Here is a 24,852-nt window from a genome sequence, read left to right on the forward strand (position 1 = left end):
CCATTAGCACGATGGTGCGACGGAGAAAGAAAAACGTAGAGACGTTGCCTGCAATGTCTCAGAACGTGTTCATTGTTTCAGCCTCTGCTGTAAACTATCGGCATGAACAGAAAAACCTACCCAAGCGATATCAGTCGCGAGCAATTTGCGCCTCTCCTTCCCCTGCTGGAAAGTGCCCGTAAACGCACAGCGCCACGCCAGGTGGACTTGTACGATGTCTTTTGTGCCATTCTCTATCTGCAACGCACTGGCTGCTCCTGGCGCGCTTTGCCGGGCGATTTTCCCAAATGGCGCACCGTGCATTCCTACTTCCAGAGATGGACTGAGCCACGCGAGAGTGGCATCAGCATCCTTGAGGAAGCATTAAAAAAATCAGGTAGTTGCGGAGCGCCGCAAGCAGGGACGCCATGAAGCAACCACTTTCCTGATTATTGATGCGCAGAGTGTGAAGAACACGGATACCGCCATAGAAAAAGGCTACGATGCGGGCAAGAAGGTTAGCGGTATCAAGCGGCATATAGCGGTTGACACGCAGGGTTTGCCGCATGCCCTTGCGGTAACGACGGCGGATATTACGGATAGAAAAGGCTGTCTGCTGGCATTGGAACGTGACAAGGATAATCTTGGGGCGGTACAAAAAATCCTTGCTGACGGTGGTTACACGGGTAAGGCATTTGCTTCGTCGGTACAAGCGTTGATTGGTGCGGAGGTAGAGATTGCCAAACGAAACGAATTGCACCGTTTTGCAGTATTGCCGAAGCGATGGGTAGTAGAGCGCAGCTTTTCCTGGTTGGAAAAGAATAGGCGGCTTTGGAAAAACTGCGAGCGTAAGTTGAGTGCCAGTCTGCAGATGGTCGTTTTGACTTTCTTGGGAATCCTGCTACGAAGACTATGAACACGTTCTCAGAAAACCAGCAATGACGCCCCTTGGTAAGCTCAGTAACGACGTCGCTTGATGGCCTCCATTAGCGCGATAGCGCGACGAAGAAAGAAAAACGTAGAGACGTTGCCTGCAACGTCTCACAAACCCAGCATTGGTGCCGCTTGGCGGGGTCAGTATTTACGCCGCCTGGCGGCATCCCTGCACACGATGGCGCGACGAAGAAAGAAAAATGTAGAGACATTGCCTGCAACGTCTCACAAAACCAGCAATGACGCCGCTTGGCGGAGCATCCGTATGCCACCTTTGCAAGCAGCGACCATCTGTCGCGTACAAAAGCAAAACACACAGCCCAATTCAAAACCCAACCCGGAAACCCTATGAAAACACCTGCCGCAAACCTCACCCTGAACCACCCGACCGCCGCCGACCTGCCGCACATCATGCAAATCGAGCGGGCAGGCTTTACCGCAGCCGAAGCCGCTAGCGAAGCGGCGATGGCCGAGCGCATCCGCATTATCAACGACACCTTCATCGTCGCTCGCGACGCAAGCGGTACCGTCATCGGCTTTATCGTTGCGGCCATCATCAACGAGCGCTACCTGCACGACGAACTCTTTGCCAAAAGCGTGCCGAACCCGCCGCACGGCGGCTATTGCGCCATCCTCAGTCTCGCTGTCGCTCCGGAACAGCGGGGGCAGGGCATCGCCGGACAACTGCTGCAAGCGCTGATTGCCGCCTGCCGCATCGCCCGTCGCGACGGCGTTACCCTCACCTGTCTGGATGCGCTGATCCCGTTCTACGAAAAAAACGGCTTCACCAACGAAGGCATCTCCGCCTCGCAACACGCGGGCGAACAGTGGTTCAATCTGGTACAGGATTTACCGGCGGCGGAAGCGCACGATTGAACCGCCTGACGGCGGGGTTTTCTGCGGCGTGGTTACTGGGCCCGCTAAGCGGGATATAGTTGAATAGATAAAAAAGCGTAACAAGGCGCGTCGCCGCAGACAGTACAGGTAGTACGGCAAGGCGACGCAACGCCGTTACGATTTTTTAGATGTTTAACTATAAATACCGGGGTTGCGTAGAGTGGGCCTTGGCCCACGCAAAACCATTGCAATGTAAAGGCCGCCCTACGGTTCAAATCACCATCAAGCGGGACAAACACGGGCAAGCCATACATCGTTATCATGCACACCTCCCTTAACCCCAAAGCCATAACCATGACCTGCGAAAACCTCTATCCCGCCCTTTACCGCGCCCTGATGGAAAACGACCCGGCGCGCAAAATCCAGGAAACCTATGCCATTTACTACGGACTGCGCGACGGACTCTATTACCGCGAGCCGACGGAAGTCCTGAGCGTACCCGATGCGGGGCGACCGGCAGCGCCCGCACTGGTTGCGCCCAAAGAAGTGCCACGCCGCCGCCTCGGCACGCGTGAAGGCGTCTGCGCCATGCTGCATGCCATCGCGCACATCGAATTTAACGCCATCAACCTCTCGCTGGATGCCGCCTACCGTTTCCAGCAAATGCCGGAAGCGTACTACCGCGACTGGATCCGGGTCGCCAAAGAAGAGGCCTACCATTTCAGCCTGATCGCCGGACGGCTCGAACAACTCGGCAGCCATTACGGCGCCTTCACCGCACACGGCGGCCTGTGGCAGGCCTGCGTGGATACCGAATACGACGTCATGGTGCGCATGGCGCTGGTGCCGCGCGTCATGGAAGCGCGCGGGCTGGACGTTACACCGCTGATACAGGAAAAACTGCGCCATCACGGCGAGACACACACCGCGCGCCTGCTGGACATCATTTACTGCGACGAACAGGGGCACGTCGCCATCGGCTCGCACTGGTTCAAACATTGCTGCGCCGAACGCAACCTGCCCTATCGCGAAACCTTTGCCGAACTGCTCTCTGGCTACCTCAAAGCGACCATCAAAGGGCCATTTAACGTCGAAGCCCGCCTGCAAGCGGGGTTTGATGACCTGGAAATCGCCATGCTGGAAGAAATCGCCGAACAATAAACAGACTGCCCAACAAGAAACCCCAATAGCGCCTGTTACAGAAAACCTGCCCTGCACACCAGTCACAAGCCTTCCTAAAAGAAGGCTTACGGATCAAGCGACGGCACCCCACCAGCAGGGCAGCGCGGCAGAAACATGCCGCGCACGCAGAACGCGAGAAAACCCTTCGCCGCTTGCGAACAAAGCATCGCTCCCGCAGGAAAAAAACATAACAAATCGGCCTAAAACGTCACCCTATGGCATTCATCAAAAAACAGCCATAGAATGCCCAAAAACCGATCTCTAACAACCGATAACCCCTGCATAAAGATAGACCGGGCGCATAACACCTTGAATGCCCATCCGGATAAAACAAAATACCCCATGCAGATATAGGCCTGACAAAACCCTTGCCTGCCCAGAGACGCTCCCGCTCACAGCAAATAGCCCGGAAACCATCTGTGTGGCAGCAAGACAACAGCTTTCCTGCGTTACAAAAACTTGGAAAGTATCACTCCAACCTATTGAAACAAAGGAGGAAAAACAATAGCCACGGAATAAAAAACGTCCCTGAACCAAAGGGATTAAGACGTTTCAAAATGATTTCTTTCATGACTTTTTCTCGAATAAAAAACGTCCCTGAACCAAAGGGATTAAGACCACCGAACCGTTGCCCGTAGCCGTGTTGTAGTCCGAATAAAAACGTCCCTGAACCAAAGGGATTAAGACCACAGCCGCGCGGCCTTTGGCATTAAGAGCCAGATGAATAAAAAATGTCCCTGAACCAAAGGGATTAAGAACGTGTTCATTGTCTCAGCCTCTGCTGTAAACTATCGGCATGAACAGAAAAACCTACCCAAGCGATATCAGTCGCGAGCAATTTGCGCCTCTCCTCCCCCTGCTGGAAAGTGCCCGTAAACGCACAGCGCCACGTCAGGTGGACTTGTACGATGTCTTTTGTGCCATTCTCTACCTGCAACGCACTGGCTGCTCCTGGCGCGCTTTGCCGGGCGATTTCCCCAAATGGCGCACCGTGCATTCCTACTTCCAGAGATGGACTGAGCCACGCGAGAGTGGCATCAGCATCCTTGAGGAAGCATTAAAAAAATCAGGTAGTTGCGGAGCGCCGCAAGCAGGGGCATCATGAAGCAACCACTTTCCTGATTATTGATGCGCAGAGTGTGAAGAACACGGATACCGCCATGGAAAAAGGCTACGATGCGGGCAAGAAGGTTAGCGGTATCAAGCGGCATATAGCGGTTGACACGCAGGGTTTGCCGCATGCGCTTGCGGTAACGACGGCGGATGTTACGGATAGAAAAGGCTGCCTGCTAGCATTGGAACGTGGGCGGGATAATCTTGGGGCGGTACAAAAAATCCTTGCTGACGGTGGTTACACGGGTAAGGCATTTGCTTCGTCAGTACAGGAGTTGATTGGTGCGGAGGTAGAGATTGCCAAACGAAACGAATTACACCGCTTTGCGGTATTGCCAAAGCGATGGGTAGTCGAGCGCAGTTTTTCCTGGTTGGAAAAGAACAGACGGCTTTGGAAAAACTGCGAGCGTAAGTTGAGTACCAGTCTGCAAATGGTAGCTTTGGCTTTCTTGGGAGTCCTGCTACGAAGACTATGAACACGCTCTAAGACAATAGTCTCTAAACCATCATCGGTTATGTCTTCGGAATAAAAAACGTCCCTGAACCAAAGGGATTAAGACATAATACTGGCGATATTCATAGGTAACTCCGTAGGAATAAAAAACGTCCCTGAACCAAAGGGATTAAGACCCCTGCCGATTGAGGTGTCTATCTTGTAGGGATGAATAAAAAACGTCCCTGAATCAAAGGGATTAAGACTCATCGCATTCCATCGCCACCGCTACCGCCTGCAACAATATCCGCTGGTGACTCAGGCAAGGAGCCACAAGCTTCCTTTTTGTATCCGGCCATCCGCCATACCATGCGGCATGGATACCGATACATCCAACTTCCTTGCTCTACCCAAGACTACGCGCTAGCATCAGGGAAAGTAGCGAAAAACGCGGAGGCATCATGCGATCACCCATCACCCCAACAATCCTGTTCGTCGCACTGCTCTTGGGCGGTTGCGAAGGAAACGGCATGCAGCTCATCGGCAGTGAGAACTGCATCATTTGCATCCGCGATGCGTCAAAACCGCGCGACAAAACCAAGGCAACGGCTAAAAAGCCGCAACAAATGCCACAAGACGGCAGCATGGATGACGACGATGTTTTCGGCTTGGCCGATGTGCCGCAATCCCGCTACGGCACATTCAGCAAGCGGATGAATCCCGGCAATGACGGACAGGTGCTGTTCTTCAACGACAAACTCATCACCGATTCTATGGCACCCAGCGGCTATCAGCACCTGGAAGACAGTCCCTATGGCGGCGTTGGCAGCTACATCCACTTTGACGACAAAGCACCCCGCCAACTCGGCACCTACGACATCTACTCCATCTTCATCTCCAACGGCGGCAACATCCAGCGTCGCTATCCCTACATCCTGCTGGCCATCGGCCCGGATAAAGTGCCGCGCACCATGGGAGGCGGTTTGATGGAATCCCACGAAGCCCACTACCGCATTGAAGGCAATCGCTTTATCGCCGAATACGATGACATCACCGTGACTTTTGCCGACGGGCGATTCATCGACAAGAAAAAAGACCTGTGGAATATCCCCGATAATCTCTGCCGGGAAATGTACGACAACCGCAAAAAACTGGCCGGACTCATCAAAAACAACGAAGATTTGGAAGGTATCGGCTATGTTGCCAAGCGCTATGTCGCTTTCAGCCTCGCTCGCCTCTATCGTGCGGCAAGCCAAAAAAACATCAGCTACTCGGCATTCCAGCAAGAAGCGTGCAGAGAAAGGGTGCACTTAAAATAAATGCAGGAAGAGTAGTGCCGCAAAGCCGTACTTCCCGGCAAATGAGTCGCGATATTTGACTATGTCTCGCAATAGGCATATAACCCATTCACAAGAAAGAAGATTTAAGAGGTGTCTGCCATGACAGAAAAGGTCGTACAAGAAAAAAACATCAGCCTTTGGCAAGTATTGGTCGCACTGATTACCGACCCCGGCAGCCGTGCCGCTTTCAGAGAAGGCTGGAAAAGAGGCACCACTATGTGGGAAGCAGAGCAACAAGCCAAAGCAGCAGAAACTGAGAAACTTCGTTTGCAGAAAGCGGCAGAAACTCGGGATAAAGGCGATGACTCGGATGGGCGCATTAGATGTATTGTGCCTAATGCGATGCTGGAAGATACATGTTATGACAATCCATACACTAATCCCGAAATAGAGCAAAATCCATATGGACTTACCGAACTCTGATACTTCATCTGACCAACATAAGAAAGGGGCTTTACAGCCCCTTAAATTATTCCTTATTCCGCAAACTGACTATTCTGTTTTTATAGTTAAACATCTAAAAAAGCGTAACCGCGTTGCATCGCCTGACCGGGCCACATAAAAATCGCTACGCGATTTTTATGGAAACCCGCGGTACTACTGGTACTGTCTGCGGCGGCACGCCTTGTTACGCTTTTTTATCTATTCAACAAATACCGATCCCGTCAATGCAAGAGACGCCGCAAGCGGCGTCTCTGTGTATGGAGGATGGCGCGTCTCAGGCGAGGGCGGCCGTGATGTAGTCTTTCAGTGCGCTAACGTCGTTCGCCATGACGGTAACACGGCGTGGCGCTTCTTCGATCTCTTCGAATTGTGCGGGGCGCGGGGCGCGCAGGCCGGTCGCTTCGCGCACGGTCGCCTCGAATTTGGCCGGCAGCGCGGTTTCCAGGCAGATGAGCGGACGTTCGCTTTTGTTTTCCGCGCGCCAGTGTTTGGCGACGTACACGCCGTCGGCGGTGTGCGGGTCGATGAGGCGGTTGTAGGCTTGATAGGTCTCGCGGATGGTGGCGAGGCGGGCGGCATGATCACTGCGGCCGGCGGTGAAGCCGGAGGCGCGGATGGCGTCCATGAGCGGTTGCAGGTCAATGGCACCGTCCGCTGCCAGGGCTTTCCAGCGGGCGGCGGTTTGTGCGGCGTTGTTGCCGCTCAGGTTGTAGAGGTAGCGCTCGAAGTTGCTCGCTTTGCCGATGTCCATCGAGGGGCTGCTGGTTTTTTCGACTTCTATCGCCGGACGGGCACGGTAGTGGCCGGTTTGCAGGGCTTCGTAGAGGACGTCGTTTTCGTTGGTGGCGATGATGAGGTGGGCGATAGGCAGCCCCATTTGTTTGGCGAGGTAGCCGGCGTAGATGTTGCCGAAGTTGCCGGAGGGCACGCAGAAATCCACCGCGCTGCCGGCGGGCAGGTCGAGGGCGAGCCAGGCTTTGAAGTAGTACACGCTTTGTGCGAGTACGCGCGCCCAGTTGATGGAGTTGACTGCGCCGATGTGGTGCGCGGCTTTGTAGGCGGCGTCGCTGTTCACCGCTTTAACGAGGTCCTGGCAGTCGTCGAAGACGCCTTCGATGGCGATGTTGTGGATGTTTTTGTCTTGCAGGCTATACATCTGCGCCTGCTGGAAGAGGCTCATGCGGCCGTGCGGCGAGAGCATGAAGACGTTGATGCGCTCTTTGCCGCGCATGGCGTATTCGGCGGCGGAGCCGGTGTCGCCGGAGGTGGCGCCGAGGATGTTGAGGCGCGCGTCGCGGGTTTCGAGGACGTAGGCCATGGCGTTGCCGAGGAATTGCATGGCGATGTCTTTGAAGGCGAGCGAGGGGCCGTTTGAGAGTTCGAGCAGGTAGGTGTTGCTGTCGCCGAGGCGGGTCAGCGGGGTGATGTCTGCGCTGCCGAAGGCGTCTCTGGTGTAGGTACGGCGCAGGATGGCGCGCAGGTCGTCTTCCGGGATGTCGCCGATGAAGGGGTGCATGACGGCGTAGGCGAGATCGGCGTAGTCGAGTTCGCGCCAGCTTTCGAGGGTTTTGCCGCTGATGTGCGGAATTTTGCTCGGCATGGCCAGACCGCCATCGGGCGCAAGGCCTTGCAGGAGGATGTCGCAGAAGCCGCCGAGTTTGGCGCCACGGGTGGATTGGTATTGCATGGGGTTCTCCTTGTGTGTTGTTTGGGTCCGACACGGTACGCCGGTTTCTTGGCGACATTGTCCTCTGCCCCCGTTTGTCCTGCAAGGCAACGGGCTCAGTCTTGCAATTGTTTTTTCCAGCGGTAGATGAGTTCGTGCGCGGCGCGTGGGGTGAGGTCGTCCGGGTTGGTGAGGGCGATTTCGTCCGCGAGTGCCTGCAAACGCGGGTCGGTAGGGGGGGCGGCGGGGGGATTGTCGGCGACGGGTGGGGCGAGAGGCAACAGTTCATGCTGTTGCATTTGCGGGCTGCCGTGGTCGCGCCGGGTTTCGAGTTGGCGCAGTTTGGCGGTTGCGGCGTGGATGGTGTCCAGCGGCACGCCGGCTAGCCGTGCGACTTGCAGGCCGTAGCTTTTGCTCGCCGCCCCTTCTTCGACGTGGTGCAGGAAGACGATGTTGTCGTGGTGTTCGACGGCGGCGAGGTGGATGTTTTTGATGTTTTTGTGCGTTTCGGCAAGTTCGGTCAGTTCGAAGTAGTGGGTGGCGAACAGGGTAAGGGCGCGGTTGTCGCGCGCCAGGCGTTCGGCGGCGGCCCAGGCGAGGGAGAGGCCGTCGTAGGTACCGGTGCCGCGTCCGACTTCGTCCATGATGACGAGGCTGTGCGCGTCGGCGTTGTTGAGGATGTTGGCGGTTTCGGTCATTTCGACCATGAAAGTGCTGCGGCCGCCGGCGAGATCGTCGCTGGCGCCGATGCGGGTGTAGATGCGGTGCAGGCTGCCGATGCGCGCGCTTTTGGCGGGGACGTAGCTGCCGGCACAGGCGAGGATGGTGATGAGGGCGGCCTGGCGCATGTAGGTGCTTTTGCCGCCCATGTTCGGGCCGGTGATGATGAGGACTTGGCGACGTTTGCCGAGTTCGAGGTCGTTGGCGATGAAGGGTTCGCTGTTGTGTTGTTCGACGACGGGGTGGCGGCCTTGTTCGATGGTGAGGATGGGTTCGGGATCGAGGGTCGGGCGGTGGTAGTGATGTTTGTCGGCGAGGTGGGCGAAGGCGGCAAGGGTGTCGGTCTCGGCAAGCGCGCGGGCGCAGGCGTAGAGGGCGTCGCGTTCGCCGTTAAGCGCGGCGAGCAGGGCGTCGTAGTGCTGTTTTTCGAGGGCGAGCGCCTGGTCACGCGCGTTCAGCACTTGGTCTTCGAGGGTTTTGAGTTCGTCGGTGATGTAGCGTTCGCTGTTTTTCAGGGTTTGGCGGCGTATCCAGTGCGCGGGCGCGGTGTCGCTCTGGCTGCGCGGGATTTCAATATAGTAGCCGTGGATGTTGTTGTAGCCCATGCGCAGGTTGGGGATGCCGCTTTTGGTTTTTTCGGCAGCTTCGAGTTCGGCGAGGATGTTTTCGCTGTCGCGGGCGAGGTGGTTCAAGCGGTCAAGTTCGGGGTCGTAGCCTTGAGCGATGATGCCGCCGTCTTTGAGGGTGAGCGGTGGCGCTTCAACCAGTGCTTTTTCGAGGTGTGCGGTCGCGGCGGTGAGTGCGCTCAAGGCCGGGATGTAGGCAGCGAGCAGGCTGCTCTCCCCGGCGGGCGCTTGCAGTTGGGCGGCGATATGGGGGCAGCGTTGCAGGGTGTCGCGCAGTTGCGCGAGTTCACGCGGGCGGGCGCTGCCGAGGGCGATGCGGGTGGTGATGCGTTCGATGTCGGCGCTGTGGTGCAGCAGGCTGCGCAGTTGTTCGCGCGCGTTGTTGTCGGCAAGCAGGGCGGCGACGGCGTCATGGCGGGCGCTGATAGCGTTGTGGTCGCGCAGGGGGCGGTTGATCCAGCGTTTGAGGTTGCGGCTGCCCGCCGGGGTCTGGCAGTGGTTGATGCTGCCGGTGAGGCTGCGTTTGTGGTCGCCGCCCAGGGTGTAGTCGATTTCGAGGTTGCGGCGGCTGGCGGCGTCGATGGTGAGGCTGTCGTCGCCGCTTTCGCGCAGGAGCGGGGCGAGCGGTGGCAGGGTTTGTTTGTGGGTGTCGTAGAGGTATTGCAGGAGGCAGCCTGCCGCGCCGAGGGCGGGGTCGTCGTCGCGGATGCCGTAGCCGCTGAGGGTTTTGATTTGGTAGTGCTGCAGGATGAGGTTCAGCGCGCTGTCGTGGTCGTAGTACCAGTCCGGCTGGCGGCGCGGGCGTTTTTGTCCGGCGAGGGCGGCAGGCAGGCGGGCGCTGTCCGGGATGAGGATTTCCGCCGGTTGCAGGCGTTCGAGTTCGCTTTTCAGCGCGTTTTCATCGAGCGGTTCGCTGATGCGGTAGCGCGCGCTGCTGATGTCTGCCCAGGCGAGGTGGTAGTGCTCTTTGCCGGGGGCGATGCTGGCAAGGATGTTGTCGCGGTTTTCGTCCAGGAGGGCTTCGTCGGTGAGGGTGCCGGGGGTGATGATGCGGGTCACAGCGCGCTCGACTGGCCCTTTGGCGAGCGCCGGATCGCCGATTTGTTCGCAGATGACGGCGCTCTGCCCCTGTTTGATGAGTTTGGCGATGTAGGTATCAATGGCATGCACGGGGACGCCCGCCATCGGGATGGGTTTGCCCGCCGACTGCCCGCGCGTGGTGACGCTGATGCCGAGCAGTTCGCCGGCGCGGCGCGCGTCGTCGTAGAAGAGTTCGTAGAAGTCGCCCATGCGGTAGAGGACGAGGGTGTCGGGGTAGTCTTTTTTGATGCCGAGGTATTGCTGCATCATCGGCGTGTGGGCGCTGTGCATGGTCTTGGACTGGAGGTTGGGATGTGGGCGCGAAGTGTAGCAAGTGATGGGGGTGCCATGTTGGCGTGCTGGGCAATGCTCTTCGCTGTAATCATTAAACCGCCCCGGAGGGCGGTTTGTTTTGGAGAAGGTTTAACGGATATGGATGGTTTGTGCCGCTTGCTGCGCATGTTCTTCGGGGTGGTACATGTTTTCGATGCTCGCCCCCGGCGCATGCCAGGTACCGGCGCGGGTGGTGCGGGCATTGATGGTGTACTTGAAGGAGCCTCTGTCGCGGTATTCGTCGCGGCGGTTGTAGTCAATGGTGAAGGCGGCAATGTGACGGTCGTCGCGGTTTTCGTGATAGCGGTATTGGACGCGGTCGTCTTGTTCGTCCTGTTCCGGGCTTTTGCCGCGTAGCGGGGTAAGGATGATACCTGCCGGGACGGGGTACATGTAGATGAGTTCGCTGTGGTAGTCCGCGTAGTCGCCTTTTTGGGTGAAGGTGGCGGTGATGCGGATATCGGTGTTGTTCGGCAGGGCATCCGGGTCAAGGATGTTGCCTTCGCGGTCTTCGTAGCGGATAGCGATATCCCAGCCGTTGCTGCTCGCCGCTTCTGCCGGCGGGTTATGCAGGTCGTAGCTGTTTAGCCACAGGGACTGTTTGCCGGGATTGGTGATGCGCACGTTGCCGTTGTACTCGCCTTTTTTCATTTCGCCGAGGGTAGCGTTTTTGCCGTCAATCTGGATAAGGGTGTCATCCGGCAACTGGCTGGCAAGGCTGGAGAGCCGCGCCAGCCAGGCGAGTTCCTGGGTGCTGAGGTAATCGTCGCTAGCAAGGACGGTGCGCAGTTTTTCGCTTTCTTCGTCGTGCATCTTTTGAATAAGGCTCATGGTGTTGCGCGGGTCATCCGCCACGCTTTGCCATTGTGTTTGCAGTTGTTTGAGGCGGGTCAGGTTGTGCGCGGCAAGGCTGGTTGGGCTACCGTAGTGGTAGTCGCTGTCGTCTGCTTTTCCGGCGGTATCCGCGAGGCGTCCACTCGCTGCCTGGTATTCACCGAGCAACGCCAAGGCGGCCGCGATATCGAGGCTGTCGGCGCGGTTGAGCTGGTTACCTGCCTGGTGGTGATAGCGCAGGACGAGGCCACGCACGCTTTCGCCAGCGTAGGCGAGAGTGTAGTAGGCGTAGCTATCGGCGTGGGCATGGTCGCTGTTGTAGTCGCCGTTGCTGTTGTTGCGCAGGTAGGTCAGTGTCCGGCCCAGTGCTTCAGGGTTTTTCAGCTGTTTGTTGTGCCGCATTTGGGTGAGGGCTTCGCCAGCGTAGGCGGTGAGCCAGCGGTCTTTTTTACCACTCCACCACAGGGTATAGCTGCCGTCGTAATGGGCACTGATAGCGAGTGTTCTTTCGAGGTCGTGCAGGGCTTTCAGGTCGGTCTTTTTCTGGCTGAGTCGTCCCCACAGTTTGCTGGTGGTTTGTTCGTTACACCAGTAGGGGTAGGCGGCAAGTTGTTCGCCGAAACGATGAGCGTTGTTGGGGAGACCCTGGTCAAGGTTGAGGTGCGCTGCGTTAAGCCCGCTGAGTTCGAGGGTGGCGCCACTGTCGAGGCGTTGGTACTGGCTGCGGATTTGCGGCAGTGTCGGTGCACGCACGGGGATGCGGCGTTCAAGGGTTTCGCTGTAATCGCCGCTGATGCTTGCTTTGATGTGTGCGTCGCCCGCTTTGCCGGCGCGGTAGGGGTAGCGCAGGGTGATGTTTTGCTTGGGAGCGAGGGTTTCCGGCAGGGTGGGAGTATCGGCGAGGGTCAGGCCTTCGCTGCGTAAATCCAGGCGGAGACGCTGAGCGCGGTCTGTGGTGTTGTGCAGGCTCAGGCTGAAGACGCCATCGTCATCTTGGCTGAGGTAGCGCGGGCTGTTGAGTTCGGCGACGACGGGCGCTTTGATGACGGCGGTCTTTTCGGCGGCGCCGATTTGATCGGTGTTGTAGGCGGCAGTCATGATGCGCAGTCTGCCGTTGTAGTGCGGGATGGGGATGGTGTAGCGCACGTTGCCGTCTGCATCGACTTTGAGCGGTCCGCTCCAATGGGCAATGAGGGTAAGGTCGAGGTCGGGCAGAGACGCCAGCGATGCTCGCTCGCTTTCGCTGACGCTGTCGGCACCGCTGCGTAGGGCGGCGAGTTGGGCATCGGTCTGGCGGATGATGCTGCCGAAGGTATCGTAGAGGCTGATATCAGGCTGTTTTTTGCCGAAGAAGGCGGCAAGTGGTTCGGTGAAGCTCGGCGCGGCGAGTTGGTAGAGGCCGTCATCAACGATGGCGAAATTGACCCAAGTGTCGGGGGTGGCATTGGGTACGTGGACGGCAACGGTGTAGGGCGCGTTTTGTTGCGGGTTTTCCGGCAGGGTGAGGTTGGGGTTGAGGCGGCGCGCGCTGAGATCAGCACCGAGCCAGCGCAGGCCGACGGCGCGGCGGTTGCGTGCTTCGCCGTCTTTGTTCCAGGCGTTCGCCATGAGCCAGATGCCGTGCTCCCAGTTTTCTTGCCACGGGATTTGCAGTTGTGCCTGTCCGTCTTTGAGGGTGGTTTGGTAGTTGGCGATGATGTGGTCGCGATTTGCGACTTTGATGGTGGCCTGGCCGTCAAAGGGTGCACGCAGGTTGAGCATGATGGTGTCGCCGGCTTTGTATTCGGCGCGGTCGGCGGTAAGGGTGAGGGCAGACGGGTCGTTTTTACTGTTGCTGCTGTCATCGTTGTACCACCACCAGCCGTTGTTGATGGCGATACTGGCAGCGGTCGCCGGGTCTTCACCTTGTACGGCTAGGATGTAGCGCCCGCTTTCTTGTGGCAGGTCGAGGTTGGCAGGGTTTTTGCCGTCAGTGGTGAGGCTGCCGCTGTCAATGGTTTCGCGCTGTTCTTCTCTTATCCAGCGCCAGTATCCTTCTTTGTCGTAGTTGTAATAGCCGTCGTAGTGGACCCGGTAGAGCGTCCAGTCCAGCGGGGCGCTTTGCTGCTCGCCACGGTCGTCGATGACGGCAATATGTACGCCGCTTTCGCTGCGTTTCAGGGCCGCGTAGGGGATGGCTCGCGGCAGAAGAACGGTGTCACTGGCGGAGATGGTGCTGCCATCCGGCGCGGTCACAATGGTGTCTGTTCGCAATGCTTGCGGGCGGGTATCTAAGGGGCGTTCGAGGTTATCGAGGGTGATGCGGCGTTTGCCTTCAGCATTGGTTTCGGCGTTGGGGATTTTTTGTTCACCACCTGCTACGGCGGCGTCAAAGTAGCCGATTTGCCAGCCCGCCCAGTCCGGATGGGTCTTGCCAAAGTCGCCGGCAATGATGCGCCATTGGCCGCTACTGAGCAGACCGCCCGCCGGAGCGCCGTAGAGCCAGTCGGCTTTAAGCTCAATGTCGGCACGGTCGGCATCGGCTTTTATACGCAGGCTGCTTTCGATTTGCCGGGGAATGATGCTGTCCACGGTGTAGCTTTCATCAACGATGGTCGCGCCGCCTTTGCCGAGACTGAGGCGGATGTTCCAATCGCCTTGTCGGGCGTTGGCGGGGATATCCGTGCTGTAGCGGTAGGCACCGCTGGCGTCTGCTTCAAGTAGCTGGCTATGCATCAGTGCGCCGTCCGGGCGGCGGATTTCCAGCCACAGCGGGTTTTTGCGGAAGGCTTTGCCGTCCGGGGTTTTGACGAGCCAGAGGGCGTTCAGGGTATCTTTCGGACGGTAGATACCGCGATCATGCCACGACCAGTGGGCAAGAGTCGGGTTGGCATAGCCGCTGCCGTTGGCGCCTTTGTTCGAGAGATCGATGCCCTGACCTTCGATGCGAAGGTAAGCAAGATGATGGTCTTTTTCGCTGATGAGGTGGCTGGGGGCATCGCCGTCTTTGCCGTTTGTCTGCGCGGTAGTGAAATGGGCGATACCCTGGCTGTCGGTCTCGATTTCGCCAAGGATGCGGTTATTCCGCGCGTAGAGGGTGACTTTCTGTTTGGCAATCGGTGCGCTGCTACGCAGGTCGCGCAGTTCGGCGAGGATGCCGTGCGGAGTGCGGTAGGCGGTCAGCCCCTGGTCGGTGACGGTGAAGGTCTGGGTGAGGTTATTGTCGAAGCGGTTTTCTTCGTCATCCTCTTTGCCTTGCCGGTCGCCATTTTTGAGGACGAGGACGTACACACCGCTGCGCGCGTCATCACCCGCCATGTCGCGAAAGGCAAGGCGGTTTTGCACTCGGGTATTCGGGCTTTTTTGCTGCGGGGTGAAGCTGCCTTTCCAGATGAGGCTGGTGTCGCTTTTGAGGTAGTAATCGGGAAAGCGGGTGCTATCGATGAGGTCCCGCATATTGTCAACGAGGTTATTGCCCGGTACTTGCCACAACTCGGCCTGCACGGTGTTGATGTTGCTGGTTTCCACGGTGAGCGCAGCTTCAGAGTCAAGCATGAGGGTCTTGCCGCTCGTCGCAAAGCGCATCAGCGGCGGACGGCTGCCGGTGTCGATGTCGCGGATTTGTGCTTCGTAGAGTTCCAGTCCGCCGGTTGTGGCGAGACGCGGGTCGATATGGATGGTGTATTGCTGCTCCCAACGGGCGGCGTAGCACAGTTGGTCATTGGCGTAGCGGCCATTGTTCTCGGCGGCGGGCTCGAAACGGATGAGCTGGCGCCAGTCCTGCTGAGGTTCGGCGGTGATGGAGCGGTTGAATTGCAGGCAGACTTCGGGGGTGTCGCGGCTTTTAACGGTTTCGACGGCTTTGAGATAGAAGCCGTATTCTTTTAATAGACTCTCATAGTCGTAATTATCTTCTTCCATATTCGGCAGGGATTTTATCTGGGCAAGCGCGAAATTGGCGCTTCCGGCATCATCGAAGATAACGTCACGATAAAGCTTGAGCCCTTCTCTCTGATAACCAGATGGATTGACTTCTTTATCAAAATCGAAGACGTGCAAATGCAGCACACCAAACCTAATACGGCGCGCATAATTTTTATCGTCTTCGCCGAATTGTTCAAAAATCTTATCCAGCAAATAGATTTGGTTTTGGTGTTTCAAATGGGCAAAATCTTTCTCTACGGGTGATCCATCCGTGTTTTCAAGGAAGGCATCCCCATCCTGCCATTCTTCATTTGACATCAGATCGGCTACCGGCCCCGTTCCCTTTTGCAGATATTCGTTGATTTCCGCTTCCGCCTGCGCAGCGGCGGCATTGAGGGATTGTTCGTTCCAGCGCGGTTCGGCGTGGACGGTGGCCGCGAAGGCAGCAGCAAGCGCGGCGGCGATGAGCGTTCTTTTCATGGGGACTTCCTTGATGGTTATAGAGAGTGAGGTATAGCCAAATGCCGTGTGTCGGCGGCATTTCAGGCGCGGTGATAGGGATGGTTACGATTGATGCTCCAGGCGCGGTACAGCGCTTCAACGACGATGATACGCACCAGCGGGTGTGGCAGGGTCAGCTTGCCGAGCGACCAGCTTTCATCGGCCAACGCCTTGATTTCCGATGTGATTCCTTCCGGGCCGCCGATGATGAGCGCAATGCGGCGGCTGTTTTCCTGCCAGTGTTGCAGGCGGGCGGCTAGCGCCTCGCTCGTGTATTCGCGGCCGGGAATATCGAGGGTGATGATGCGGTCGCTGCCTTGTAAGGCGGTCTTGATCTGTGCCGCTTCTTTTTGCTGCGCGGCGGCAAGCTGGCCGGCACTGCCACGTTTTTGCAGGGGGATTTCGCTGAGTCCGAGGGAGAGATCGCCGGCGAAGCGGGCGGCATAGTCGGCAAAGCCGTGGTTGACCCAGTCCGGCATTTTCTGCCCGACGGCGATAAGTTCGATGTGCATAAGTGGCTCTCCAACGCGGTAATGCTTGCAGTCATGCCGGTTTTCCTGTGCGGCGGGAAGCGGAAAAACGGCATAAGCGATGATAAACAATGGCGCTACAATAGCGCGCTTTCTTTTTCGGAGCATATTGATAATGAAGAAATTATGGCTTTTGTCCACATGCTTTGCGGCGTGCCTTCCCGCCTTTGCCGCCGACGACAGCCTGAGGGTGGATGCGCAGTCGCGTCTGGAAAACATCCGCCGTAAGGCGCCAGAACTGGCGCGGGGTAGCCGTCAGGTGGTGACGCATGTCAGTGCGTCGTTGCAGGTCAACGATGCCACGGTGCTGGAACTCCTCTGCGAGAAGCCGGAAAGTGACGGACGGACGCTGCGTTTGTGGAGCGGGGCATTGCTGCGCGAAGGCAATGTGCTGCCACCGGCGCGGATACTGGCGCATCTGCTGCTAGGTATGGACGGCAGGCAGGATGCCGCCGCTTATTTCAATACGGCGGACGGGGATTACCGCCGGGCGCGCACGCTGGGCTGCTACCTCGGCATCTTGCAGGCGGCATTGCCGGATGCGGGTGATGCGGCGGCGCAGCGGATGGTGCTGACGCAGTTGCTGCACGAAACCGCCCGGCAGGCGGGGGTAGCAGATGTGTACGCCGTTGCCGATGATAGCCGGGCGGGTGGGCGCTGGGCGCAGGCGCGTCTCAAACCGCTGTTGCAGAGCAGCGATAATCCCGCCGACTGGCCGGAGGCGTTGATTCCACCGGCAGATGCGGCGGATGCGGCAGCATTGCAGTCGTTTCGCCGGGGATTAGAGCAGGGCAGGGCGGTGCGTTGAGCAAGAGCCGCTTGCCACCGGAAAAAATCGGGCAGCCTTTCGGTCAAATCCGTACACTTCGCGTGCCACACGGCATCTCTTTAACTCAATTGGAGAACCCATGAAAAAATTCATCCAGACTCTTACCCTCGTCTTCTTCGCTGCCATTCTTACTGCCTGCGGCGACGGCCCGGACAAAACCGCCAAGACCTTCTTTGAAGAACTGTTCAGCGGCGATGCCAGCAAAGCCGCTGAACTCGTCTATCTGCCGCCAGAAGCTGCGCAAGCCGGCATGAACGAAGAGGCCATGAAAGGCAAGCTCTCCATGGCAGCGGCAGAAATGCAGCAGCAGATTAAAAAGTCAGACGGCAAAATCAGCGTCAGCACCGGTGAAGTCACCTACCTGAACGCCGACAAGACTGAAGCCAGCGTTACCGTCACCCTCAAAGGCAAACAAGGCGACAAAGACCAGGAACAAAGCAACAAAGTCAATCTGATCAAGACCGATAAAGGTTGGAAAATCAAAATGTAACCTGTGGCGCGCAAGCGCCACTTCTCTTGCAACAAGGAATCCACATGAAAAAACTCATTCAGACCCTCACCCTCGTCTTCTTCGCCGCCATTCTTACCGCCTGCGGCGATGGTCCGGAGAAAACCGCCAAGACCTTCTTCAGCGAAATGATCGACGGTGATGTTAACAAGGCCGCTGAACTCGTCTATCTCCCGCCGGAAACCATGAAAAGAATCTCGCAAAAAGACATGAGCGAAGAAGCCGCCAAAAGCAAACTCAGCATGATGATCATCGCGGCGCGAGACAAAATGAAGAAAGAAGGCGGCGTACTCAAAGCCGAAATCGGTGAAGTCAGCTATACCAATGCCGATAAAACCGAGGCCAAGATTGCCGTTATCCTGAAAACACAAAAAGATGGCCAAGAAAGCGCCAGAAAACAGGACTTTGTGCTCATCAAGACGGATAAAGGCTGGAAAATCAAGCTGTAAGCCGTGGCGCGTCAGCGCCCCCTTTTTTTTTCATTTAAGGAATCCGTTATGAAAAAGCTCCTCCTCGCCTTTACGGCCCTCCTCGCCAGCATCGCTCATGCCGCCGACGGCCCGAAAGAAACTGCGCAGACCTTCTTCCACGAACTCTTTGCTGGCGATGCCGATAAGGCGGCTGAACTCATCTACCTCTCACCGGAAGTCATCCAGGAATCCGCACAACAAGGCATCGATGAAGCCATGCTCAAGAACCAGATTATTGAGCTCATCACGATGAGGAGAGAACAGGCGGTAAAAGAAGGCGGCATCCCTACTGCCGAAGTCGGCGATATCACCTACACCAGCAGCGACAAAACAGCGGCCAAAGTCGCCATTACCCTAAAAAAGCCGAAAAGCGGTAAAAGTGGGGGAGAAAGCGACACATTAGACCTGATCAAGACCGATAACGGCTGGAAAATAAACCTGCAATAACCGCAAGGAATCACGATGCAAAAAATCATCCGCGCCCTGGCTCTCATCCTCTTTACCGCTTTGCTCACCGCTTGTGGCGAAAAAATCGACAAAGAGGCCGAAGCCGCGCAAAAAATCACCCAAACCTTCTTCGACGAACTCTTCCAGGGCGATCCTGCCAAAGCCGCCGAATACCTCGCCATCCCGCCCGAAGCCAAACAGGCAGGAATCAACGAAGACACCGCCCGCAAAACTATGGCCATGCTTATGACTCAAGTACGGCAAGAGGCCCAAAAAGAAGGCGAAATCCCCACTGCCCAAGTTGGTAAAGTCACCTACACCAATGCTGCCAAGAGCGAAGCCAAAATTGCCGTTACCCTCTACAAGCACATCAGCGGCAAAAAAGCCCGCCGTGACGCCGAAATCCTGCTCATCAAAGAAGACGGCACGTGGAAAGTGCTGAAACCCGACACCTAACCCCGTTAACCATCCCTTCATTTACCAGGAGTAATCCCATGAAAAACCGCATCCGCACCCTACTGCTTGGTCTTACCGCCGCTGCTGCAACGATCGCCTACGCCGCCGCCGGCCCGAAAGAAACTGCGCAAACCTTCTTCGAATCCCTCATTAACGGTGATGCAAGCAAGGCTGCCTCCCTCGTCTATCTGCCGCCCGAAGCCGAACAGCAGGGCGTCACCGAACAAGTCATGCGAGGTAAACTTGGTGTGATATCGATGGAATTGCGTGAAGAAATCAAAAAAGAAGGCGGCAGCATCACTGTTGTCAGCGGTGAACCCACCTATACCAATGCTGCCAAGACTGAAGCGAAAATCCCTGTCACCCTCAAGATGCGCGATAAAAGCGGCAAAACTGAAGAAGATAAGGAGACGCTCGACCTCATCAAGACAGACAAAGGCTGGAAAATACAACTGCACTAAACCTCAAGACACTATCCCATCCCAAACCTAGGAATCCCCATGAAAAACACCATCCGCAGCCTCTTCCTTGGCCTTGCCGCCCTCATCACCTTCGCCCACGCCGCAGCAAACGACGACCCGGGCGCAGTTGCCGCCGCCTTCGGTTCCGCCCTGCTGAACGGTGATGCCGATACTGCCATCAGCCACATGCAAATCATCACCCCCGAAGAAAGCGAGCAGCTTAAAAAAGAAATGGGCGAAGCCGAATACCAAAAAACCGTCAATCAACTGACACAAGAGCTGAAAAACATGATTGTCAGCGAAGCCGCCAACATACAGAAAACGCTCAAAGAAAAGGGCGGTAAAATCCACGTTAGTGCGGGTAACGTCACCTATACCAACGCCAAGAAAACCGAGGCTAAAGTCGTTGTCACCGTAACAGGTGAAAGAAAAGACGGTGCCACCGCAGGCCTCAACAGCCAAACCTTCTCACTCCGCAAAACCCCACAAGGCTGGAAAGTCACCCCCAACTGACACAATAACGGGCGGCGCAAGCCGCCCAAAACACACTATGCCCCGTCTCCTCCTGCTCCTCCTCCTGCCGCTCGCCGCCCTTGCCGCCGACCCCCCGCCTGACATCGCCGTGGGCGACTGGGTTTTCCGCGCCGGCACGGGCCGCGAAAGTGCCATCATCCGCGAGATCGACCACAGCGAATACTCCCATATCGGCATCGTGACCGCCGTTGAACCGACAGTCCGCATCACCCACGCCACCACCGACGACGACCCTGCCCACCCGAACCAAATCATCGAAAGCGATTACGCCGCCTACACCGCACCGGCAATCGCCGACAAAACCGCTGTCGCTCGCCCCGCCTTTTTGAGTGCAGATGAACGCCGTGCCATCGCCGCCCAGGCCGCAGCACGTCTCGGCGAACCCTTCCGCCTCGTTCCCCGCGAAAAGAACCCCAACTATTGCACCACCCTCATCCACGACGCCCTCACCATCCTGCGTCCCGATCTCCACGCGCGCTGGCGCCACATCGACTTGCCGCTCCTCGGCGGTGACTACCTCTTCCCGCAAGCGCTCGGTGAACTGCCGGGCATACAATGGCTGACCGCACCATGATCGAACTCAACCACCTCACCCTGTCGCGCAATGGCAAAAACCTCATCGAAGACGCCGATGCCCGCATTCACCCCGGCCAGCGCGTCGGCCTCACCGGCCGCAACGGCAGCGGCAAAAGTACCCTGCTCGCCCTCCTGCGCCATGACCTCGAACCCGACAGCGGCGACTACCGCCTGCCGCCCGACTGGCGCATCGCCAGCGTCGCCCAGGAAACCCCGGCGCTGCCCGACAGCGCCCATGACTACGTCCTCGCCGGACACGCGCCCTACCAGGCTACCCTTGCCGCCATCGCTGCCGCCGAAGCGAGCGGCGACGGTCACGCCATTGCCAAAGCGCACGAACAACTCGCCGCTTGCGACGGCTACGCCCAACCCGCGCGTGCCAGCGAACTCCTCGCCGGTCTTGGTTTCCCGCCGGACGAACAGCAACGCCCCGTCGCCAGCTACTCCGGCGGCTGGCGGATGCGCCTCAACCTCGCCCGCGCCCTCATCGCCCCGGCTGAACTCTTACTACTCGACGAACCCACCAACCACCTCGACCTTGACGCCATCATCTGGTTGCAGGACTACCTCAAAACCCTGCCCGTCACCCAAATCATCATCGCTCACGACCGCGAATTCCTCGATGCCCTCTGCACCCGCATCCTCAACATCGAAAACCAGCGCCTCACTGCCTACACCGGCAATTACAGCGACTTCGAACGCCTGCGCCACGAACAACGCCTGCAAGCCGACGCCGAATACCAAAAACAGGCACGCAGCCGTGCTCACCTGCAAGCCTACATTGACCGCTTTCGCGCCAAAGCGACCAAAGCGCGGCAAGCACAAAGCCGCCTCAAAGCCCTCGAAAAACTCGACGCTGCCCCGCCCCCGCCGCCGGAAGCCGATTACCGTCTGCAATTCCAGAGCGCCGAACACCACCCCAACCCCGTGCTGAACGCAGACGCTCTCGCCCTCGGCTACGGCGACCACACCATCCTCAGCGGCATCCGCCTGCGCATCGCCGCCGACGCGCGCATCGGCATCCTCGGGCGCAACGGCGCGGGCAAAAGTACCCTGATGAAAGGGCTTGCCGGCGTCCTGCCGCCGCTTGCCGGGAGTATCGACACCCACAAAAACACCCGCATCGGCTACTTCACCCAGCACCAAATCGACGCCTTGCGCAGCGAAAACAGCGCCCTCTGGCACCTGCAACAAATCCAGCCGGATAAAACCGAACAAGAACACCGCAACTACCTCGGCGGCTACGGTTACCACGGCGACAAAGCCGATGCCCCGGTCGGGCGCAACTCAGGCGGCGAAAAAGCGCGCCTTGCCCTCGCCCTCATCATCGCGCAGCGCCCGAACCTGCTGCTGCTTGACGAACCCACCAACCACCTCGACCTCGCCATGCGTGATGCCCTCACCCTGGCGCTGCAAAACTACGACGGCGCCATGCTCATCATCTCGCACGACCGCAGCCTGCTGCGCGCCACCTGTGACGAATTTCGCCTTGTCGCTGACGGCAAACTGCAACCTTTCGACGGCGACCTCGACGACTATCACCGCTACCTCAACGAACAAAACAGCGCCGCTACCAAAAACACCACAAATACCGACAGCACCCCCAACCGCCAGGAACAAAAACGCCTTGATGCCGAGCGCCGCAGCCGCCTGCGCCCGCTCAAACAGGCGCTCGAAGCCGCTGAAAAAGCCGTCGCGGCTGCTGAAAAAGCCTTGGCAAAACATAAAATCGCCCTCGCTGACGCTGCGCTTTACGACGCTGCCAACAAAGACCGCCTGAAAGAAACCCTTGCCGCCGAAAGTGCGGCACAACAAACCCTCGCCCAGGCCGAAGCCGACTGGCTGGAAGCCGCAGAAGCCCTGCAAGCGGCAGAAGCGGCGGAAGACGCCTGACGCATGATCATCCGTTTAGCGAGATCCCGGCATTTATCCGCTTATATATCCCACATCGCAATGCCAGAATCAGATTGCGCCTGCCCGGTCGCCTGTAACCGCTGGATTCCTCAAGCGGACAAACGACGCTCTTGCCAAGCGGGAGCTCATGAAAAAATCCCGCCACAGCGGGATTTTTTGCGAGGCCATGCAGCGCTCAGAAGTTGTAGTTGAAGCCCAGCCACACGCTGCGTTCGGGGGCGGCGACGGGATTTGGATTGATGGCCGCCGTGTGCGGCTGCTCGTTGTAGGCGAAGTAGCGGCGGTTGAAAAGGTTGTTGACGCCGAGGGTGATGGCGAAGCGGTCGCGCGTTTGCAGGCTGCCGTAGAGGTTCACGGTGGCGTAGCCCGCTGTCGGGTAGTCAAGGCCGAGGCCGGTTGCCTTGTTGCTGTCGCGGCGGCTGTTTTTGTGCGCGTAGTGCAGGTTCACGCCGAGGTTATAGCTGCCGAAAGGGGCGTAGTCGCGCCAGTCAAGGGCGATGTCGGCTGTGAGCGGGCGGACGTGGTAGAGTGCACGGTTGTCGCTGTCGTTTTCGCCGTACTGGTAGCGGATTTTGCTGCGTGCGGCGAGGTTCGTGCTCAGGCTTTTCGCCGCGCCGATTTCCGCACCGATAAGGGTGGCATCGACGTTGCGGCTGATCACGCTGCCATCGTCCTGACGAATGCCTTTTTGCCCGCGCGCGCGATCGAGGGTGATGAAGTTGCTGACTTTGTCGTAGTCGGCTTTGGCTTCGATTTGCCAGGCGCCGCCGAGGTCGCCGTTCGCCACTTTGCCGTATTCGCGCCAGCCCGCGCCCTGCCAGGTAGCGGCGAGGCTGATGCGGTTGTGGCGTTCGGGTTTGAGGTGGGGGTTGCCGATCCAGCCCATGCCGTTTTGTCCGGGCAGGGCGTGGAAGCGTTCGGTGTTATCGGGTTGGCGGATGAGACTGTCCACGGCGAAGCGGTAGGTGTGGTGTTCGTTTGGCCGGAATTCGTAGGCGAGCGCCGCGCCGACGCCGTCGGTTTTTGCTTTGCGGTTGAGCCCCTGGCCGTAGTAACGCTGCCAGAGTTGGTTCGGCGCCGGGATGGTTTGCCCGCCGATGCTGGCACCACGGTTTTTGGCGCGCGGTTCGGCGGTGAGGTGGTCGTAGCTCAGGCCACCGCTCAGTTGGTGCTGCGGGGTGATATCCCAGTAGTGGTCGTAGTAGAGGTGCCAGCGGTCGCTGTGCACGTCCGGGAAGCGGTAGGCGTTGCGCAGCAGGCCTTGCGGGGTGTTGAGGTAGCGCTCGGCGTTGTGGTTGTCGTGGACGTAGGTGAGGCCGATATGGCTGCGCTGGTCGCCGTATTGCAGGCGGTAATCGGCGCTGAGGTCGTAGAGGTTGCGATCCACTTTCATGTTGACACGCTGCGGCCCGGAACGGCGCAGGCTGTAGTTGTCGGCGCGGCGATCGAGGTGGATGTTGCGCGCGCTGAGGTTCAGGGTGTTGCTCTGATCCTAGGCACCGAGGCGGGCCATGCCGTTGACGACGACACGGCGGGTGCGCAGGGCATCCATCTGATCGCCCGGCTGTTTGTCGTTATTGATGCTATCGCGTACGACGCCGAGACGGTATTCCTGTACGCCGTTTGGCACGATACCGGCGACTAATGCTTCGCCGTCGCGGGTGTAACCGGCGTTGACGCGTGCGCCGCTACCGTCTTTGTAGTCGCCGAGATGCTGGCGGTAGGCGTTACCGATGAGGTAGCTGTTGCTGCCGCGCAGCCGCAAGAGAGCGCGTTCGCTGTCGCCGTGGCTGCCGATTTGGGCGCCGAGTTGCAGTGGACGGATGGTGCTGCCGGCGACGTCATTGGCGACGTTCGGGTCAAGCCACGGACGGGCGTAGTCAAACTGGTTTTCCAGCGGGGCGTTGATGTCGGTCTGTGGGGTGATGACGGGTGGTGGACCGAAGTTGTATTGCATGTGGTAGGCGTCGGCGGTGGCGAGGTCAGTCGCTTTTTCAGCATGGGCGCCCGCAATCGCAAGAGCGGGCAGGAGGTAGCGCAGGTGCATGGAGAGATTCCGGTTGAGGTTTAAGTAATGATAGGAATTATTCTTAATAATTAGTATGATTTTTGTCATGTTGTTCTTATAACAATTTGTTTTTGCGTGGTTTGTTTCTTCATGATGCAGGCGTGTTACACTGCGCTTTACTGTTTTTTTGTTAAT

21 protein-coding genes are annotated in these 24,852 nt (G+C 58.1%); 15 read left to right on the forward strand and 6 right to left on the reverse strand.

What is annotated here, in order from left to right:
* Nucleotides 1-102: 102 nt before the first annotated feature.
* The 6 genes from LG374_RS11295 to LG374_RS11320 all read left to right on the forward strand — a co-directional run bounded on the left by LG374_RS11295 (nucleotide 103) and on the right by LG374_RS11320 (nucleotide 6,240).
* A protein-coding gene (locus LG374_RS11295) for an IS5 family transposase (protein ID WP_225757794.1) occupies nucleotides 103-895 on the forward strand; the annotation gives its coding sequence in 2 pieces (ribosomal slippage) (nucleotides 103-366 and nucleotides 368-895; 792 coding nt in all).
* Between the two features lie 365 nt (nucleotides 896-1,260).
* Nucleotides 1,261-1,788: a GNAT family N-acetyltransferase gene (locus tag LG374_RS11300; RefSeq protein WP_225757795.1), complete on the forward strand. Its 528-nt coding sequence runs from the start codon at nucleotides 1,261-1,263 to the stop codon at nucleotides 1,786-1,788.
* Between the two features lie 282 nt (nucleotides 1,789-2,070).
* On the forward strand, nucleotides 2,071-2,910 hold the full coding sequence (locus LG374_RS11305; RefSeq protein ID WP_225757796.1) for a ferritin-like domain-containing protein: 840 nt from the start codon (nucleotides 2,071-2,073) through the stop codon (nucleotides 2,908-2,910).
* Between the two features lie 817 nt (nucleotides 2,911-3,727).
* Nucleotides 3,728-4,520 (forward strand): IS5 family transposase gene (locus LG374_RS11310; protein WP_225756001.1). Its coding sequence is split into 2 segments (ribosomal slippage): nucleotides 3,728-3,991 and nucleotides 3,993-4,520, totalling 792 coding nucleotides; the frame shifts between segments, so codons are not numbered across the junction.
* A gap of 418 nt (nucleotides 4,521-4,938) precedes the next feature.
* Nucleotides 4,939-5,796 carry a hypothetical protein gene (locus tag LG374_RS11315; RefSeq protein ID WP_225757797.1) on the forward strand — a complete coding sequence of 286 codons (858 nt, stop codon included), beginning with the start codon at nucleotides 4,939-4,941 and terminating at the stop codon, nucleotides 5,794-5,796.
* Between the two features lie 120 nt (nucleotides 5,797-5,916).
* Nucleotides 5,917-6,240, forward strand: a complete 324-nt coding sequence (locus tag LG374_RS11320) for a hypothetical protein (protein ID WP_225757798.1) — start codon at nucleotides 5,917-5,919, stop codon at nucleotides 6,238-6,240.
* 295 nt (nucleotides 6,241-6,535) lie between these two features.
* Here LG374_RS11320 and thrC read toward each other — a convergent pair whose 3' ends face one another.
* The 4 genes from thrC to rlmH form a co-directional block, all read right to left on the reverse strand.
* A complete protein-coding gene (thrC, locus tag LG374_RS11325) occupies nucleotides 6,536-7,948 on the reverse strand; it encodes a threonine synthase (RefSeq protein WP_225757799.1) in 1,413 nt (470 codons plus the stop codon).
* A gap of 95 nt (nucleotides 7,949-8,043) precedes the next feature.
* Nucleotides 8,044-10,644, reverse strand: coding sequence for a DNA mismatch repair protein MutS (mutS, locus tag LG374_RS11330; protein ID WP_225757800.1), 2,601 nt, complete (start codon nucleotides 10,642-10,644; stop codon nucleotides 8,044-8,046).
* A 132-nt stretch (nucleotides 10,645-10,776) separates the two neighbouring features.
* Entirely contained in the window at nucleotides 10,777-15,903 is a 5,127-nt protein-coding gene (locus LG374_RS11335) for an alpha-2-macroglobulin (RefSeq protein ID WP_225757801.1), read from the reverse strand.
* 62 nt (nucleotides 15,904-15,965) lie between these two features.
* A complete protein-coding gene (gene rlmH, locus LG374_RS11340; RefSeq protein WP_225757802.1) occupies nucleotides 15,966-16,436 on the reverse strand; it encodes a 23S rRNA (pseudouridine(1915)-N(3))-methyltransferase RlmH in 471 nt (156 codons plus the stop codon).
* A gap of 133 nt (nucleotides 16,437-16,569) precedes the next feature.
* Here rlmH and LG374_RS11345 point away from each other — a divergent pair, with 133 nt between their 5' ends.
* The 9 genes from LG374_RS11345 (at nucleotide 16,570) to LG374_RS11385 (ending at nucleotide 22,628) form a co-directional block, all read left to right on the forward strand.
* Nucleotides 16,570-17,262, forward strand: coding sequence for a hypothetical protein (locus LG374_RS11345; protein ID WP_225757803.1), 693 nt, complete (start codon nucleotides 16,570-16,572; stop codon nucleotides 17,260-17,262).
* 100 nt (nucleotides 17,263-17,362) lie between these two features.
* Entirely contained in the window at nucleotides 17,363-17,773 is a 411-nt protein-coding gene (locus tag LG374_RS11350) for a DUF4878 domain-containing protein (RefSeq protein WP_225757804.1), read from the forward strand.
* Nucleotides 17,774-17,817: 44 nt separating this feature from the next.
* The gene (locus tag LG374_RS11355) at nucleotides 17,818-18,240 is read left to right on the forward strand and encodes a DUF4878 domain-containing protein (RefSeq protein ID WP_225757805.1); all 423 of its coding nucleotides are present in this window, start codon (nucleotides 17,818-17,820) and stop codon (nucleotides 18,238-18,240) included.
* Nucleotides 18,241-18,288: 48 nt separating this feature from the next.
* On the forward strand, nucleotides 18,289-18,708 hold the full coding sequence (locus LG374_RS11360; RefSeq protein ID WP_225757806.1) for a DUF4878 domain-containing protein: 420 nt from the start codon (nucleotides 18,289-18,291) through the stop codon (nucleotides 18,706-18,708).
* Between the two features lie 15 nt (nucleotides 18,709-18,723).
* Nucleotides 18,724-19,164 (forward strand): DUF4878 domain-containing protein, encoded by a 441-nt coding sequence (locus LG374_RS11365; protein WP_225757807.1) that lies wholly within the window; start codon nucleotides 18,724-18,726, stop codon nucleotides 19,162-19,164.
* 38 nt (nucleotides 19,165-19,202) lie between these two features.
* Entirely contained in the window at nucleotides 19,203-19,625 is a 423-nt protein-coding gene (locus LG374_RS11370) for a DUF4878 domain-containing protein (protein ID WP_225757808.1), read from the forward strand.
* Between the two features lie 39 nt (nucleotides 19,626-19,664).
* The gene (locus LG374_RS11375) at nucleotides 19,665-20,138 is read left to right on the forward strand and encodes a hypothetical protein (protein ID WP_225757809.1); all 474 of its coding nucleotides are present in this window, start codon (nucleotides 19,665-19,667) and stop codon (nucleotides 20,136-20,138) included.
* 37 nt (nucleotides 20,139-20,175) lie between these two features.
* Entirely contained in the window at nucleotides 20,176-20,733 is a 558-nt protein-coding gene (locus tag LG374_RS11380; RefSeq protein ID WP_225757810.1) for a YiiX/YebB-like N1pC/P60 family cysteine hydrolase, read from the forward strand.
* Nucleotides 20,730-22,628 (forward strand): ABC-F family ATP-binding cassette domain-containing protein, encoded by a 1,899-nt coding sequence (locus tag LG374_RS11385; RefSeq protein WP_370639345.1) that lies wholly within the window; start codon nucleotides 20,730-20,732, stop codon nucleotides 22,626-22,628. Before LG374_RS11380 ends, LG374_RS11385 begins: the two co-directional genes overlap by 4 nt.
* A gap of 196 nt (nucleotides 22,629-22,824) precedes the next feature.
* On the opposite strand, the gene LG374_RS11390 is transcribed toward LG374_RS11385, so the two are convergent.
* Both LG374_RS11390 and LG374_RS11395 read right to left on the reverse strand, forming a co-directional pair.
* Nucleotides 22,825-24,126: a TonB-dependent receptor domain-containing protein gene (locus LG374_RS11390; RefSeq protein ID WP_370639346.1), complete on the reverse strand. Its 1,302-nt coding sequence runs from the start codon at nucleotides 24,124-24,126 to the stop codon at nucleotides 22,825-22,827.
* Between the two features lie 15 nt (nucleotides 24,127-24,141).
* The gene (locus LG374_RS11395) at nucleotides 24,142-24,696 is read right to left on the reverse strand and encodes a hypothetical protein (RefSeq protein ID WP_225757812.1); all 555 of its coding nucleotides are present in this window, start codon (nucleotides 24,694-24,696) and stop codon (nucleotides 24,142-24,144) included.
* Nucleotides 24,697-24,852: the final 156 nt, after the last annotated feature.

The sequence above is a fragment of the Cardiobacterium sp. Marseille-Q4385 genome (assembly GCF_916618745.1).
Lineage (GTDB): Bacteria > Pseudomonadota > Gammaproteobacteria > Cardiobacteriales > Cardiobacteriaceae > Cardiobacterium.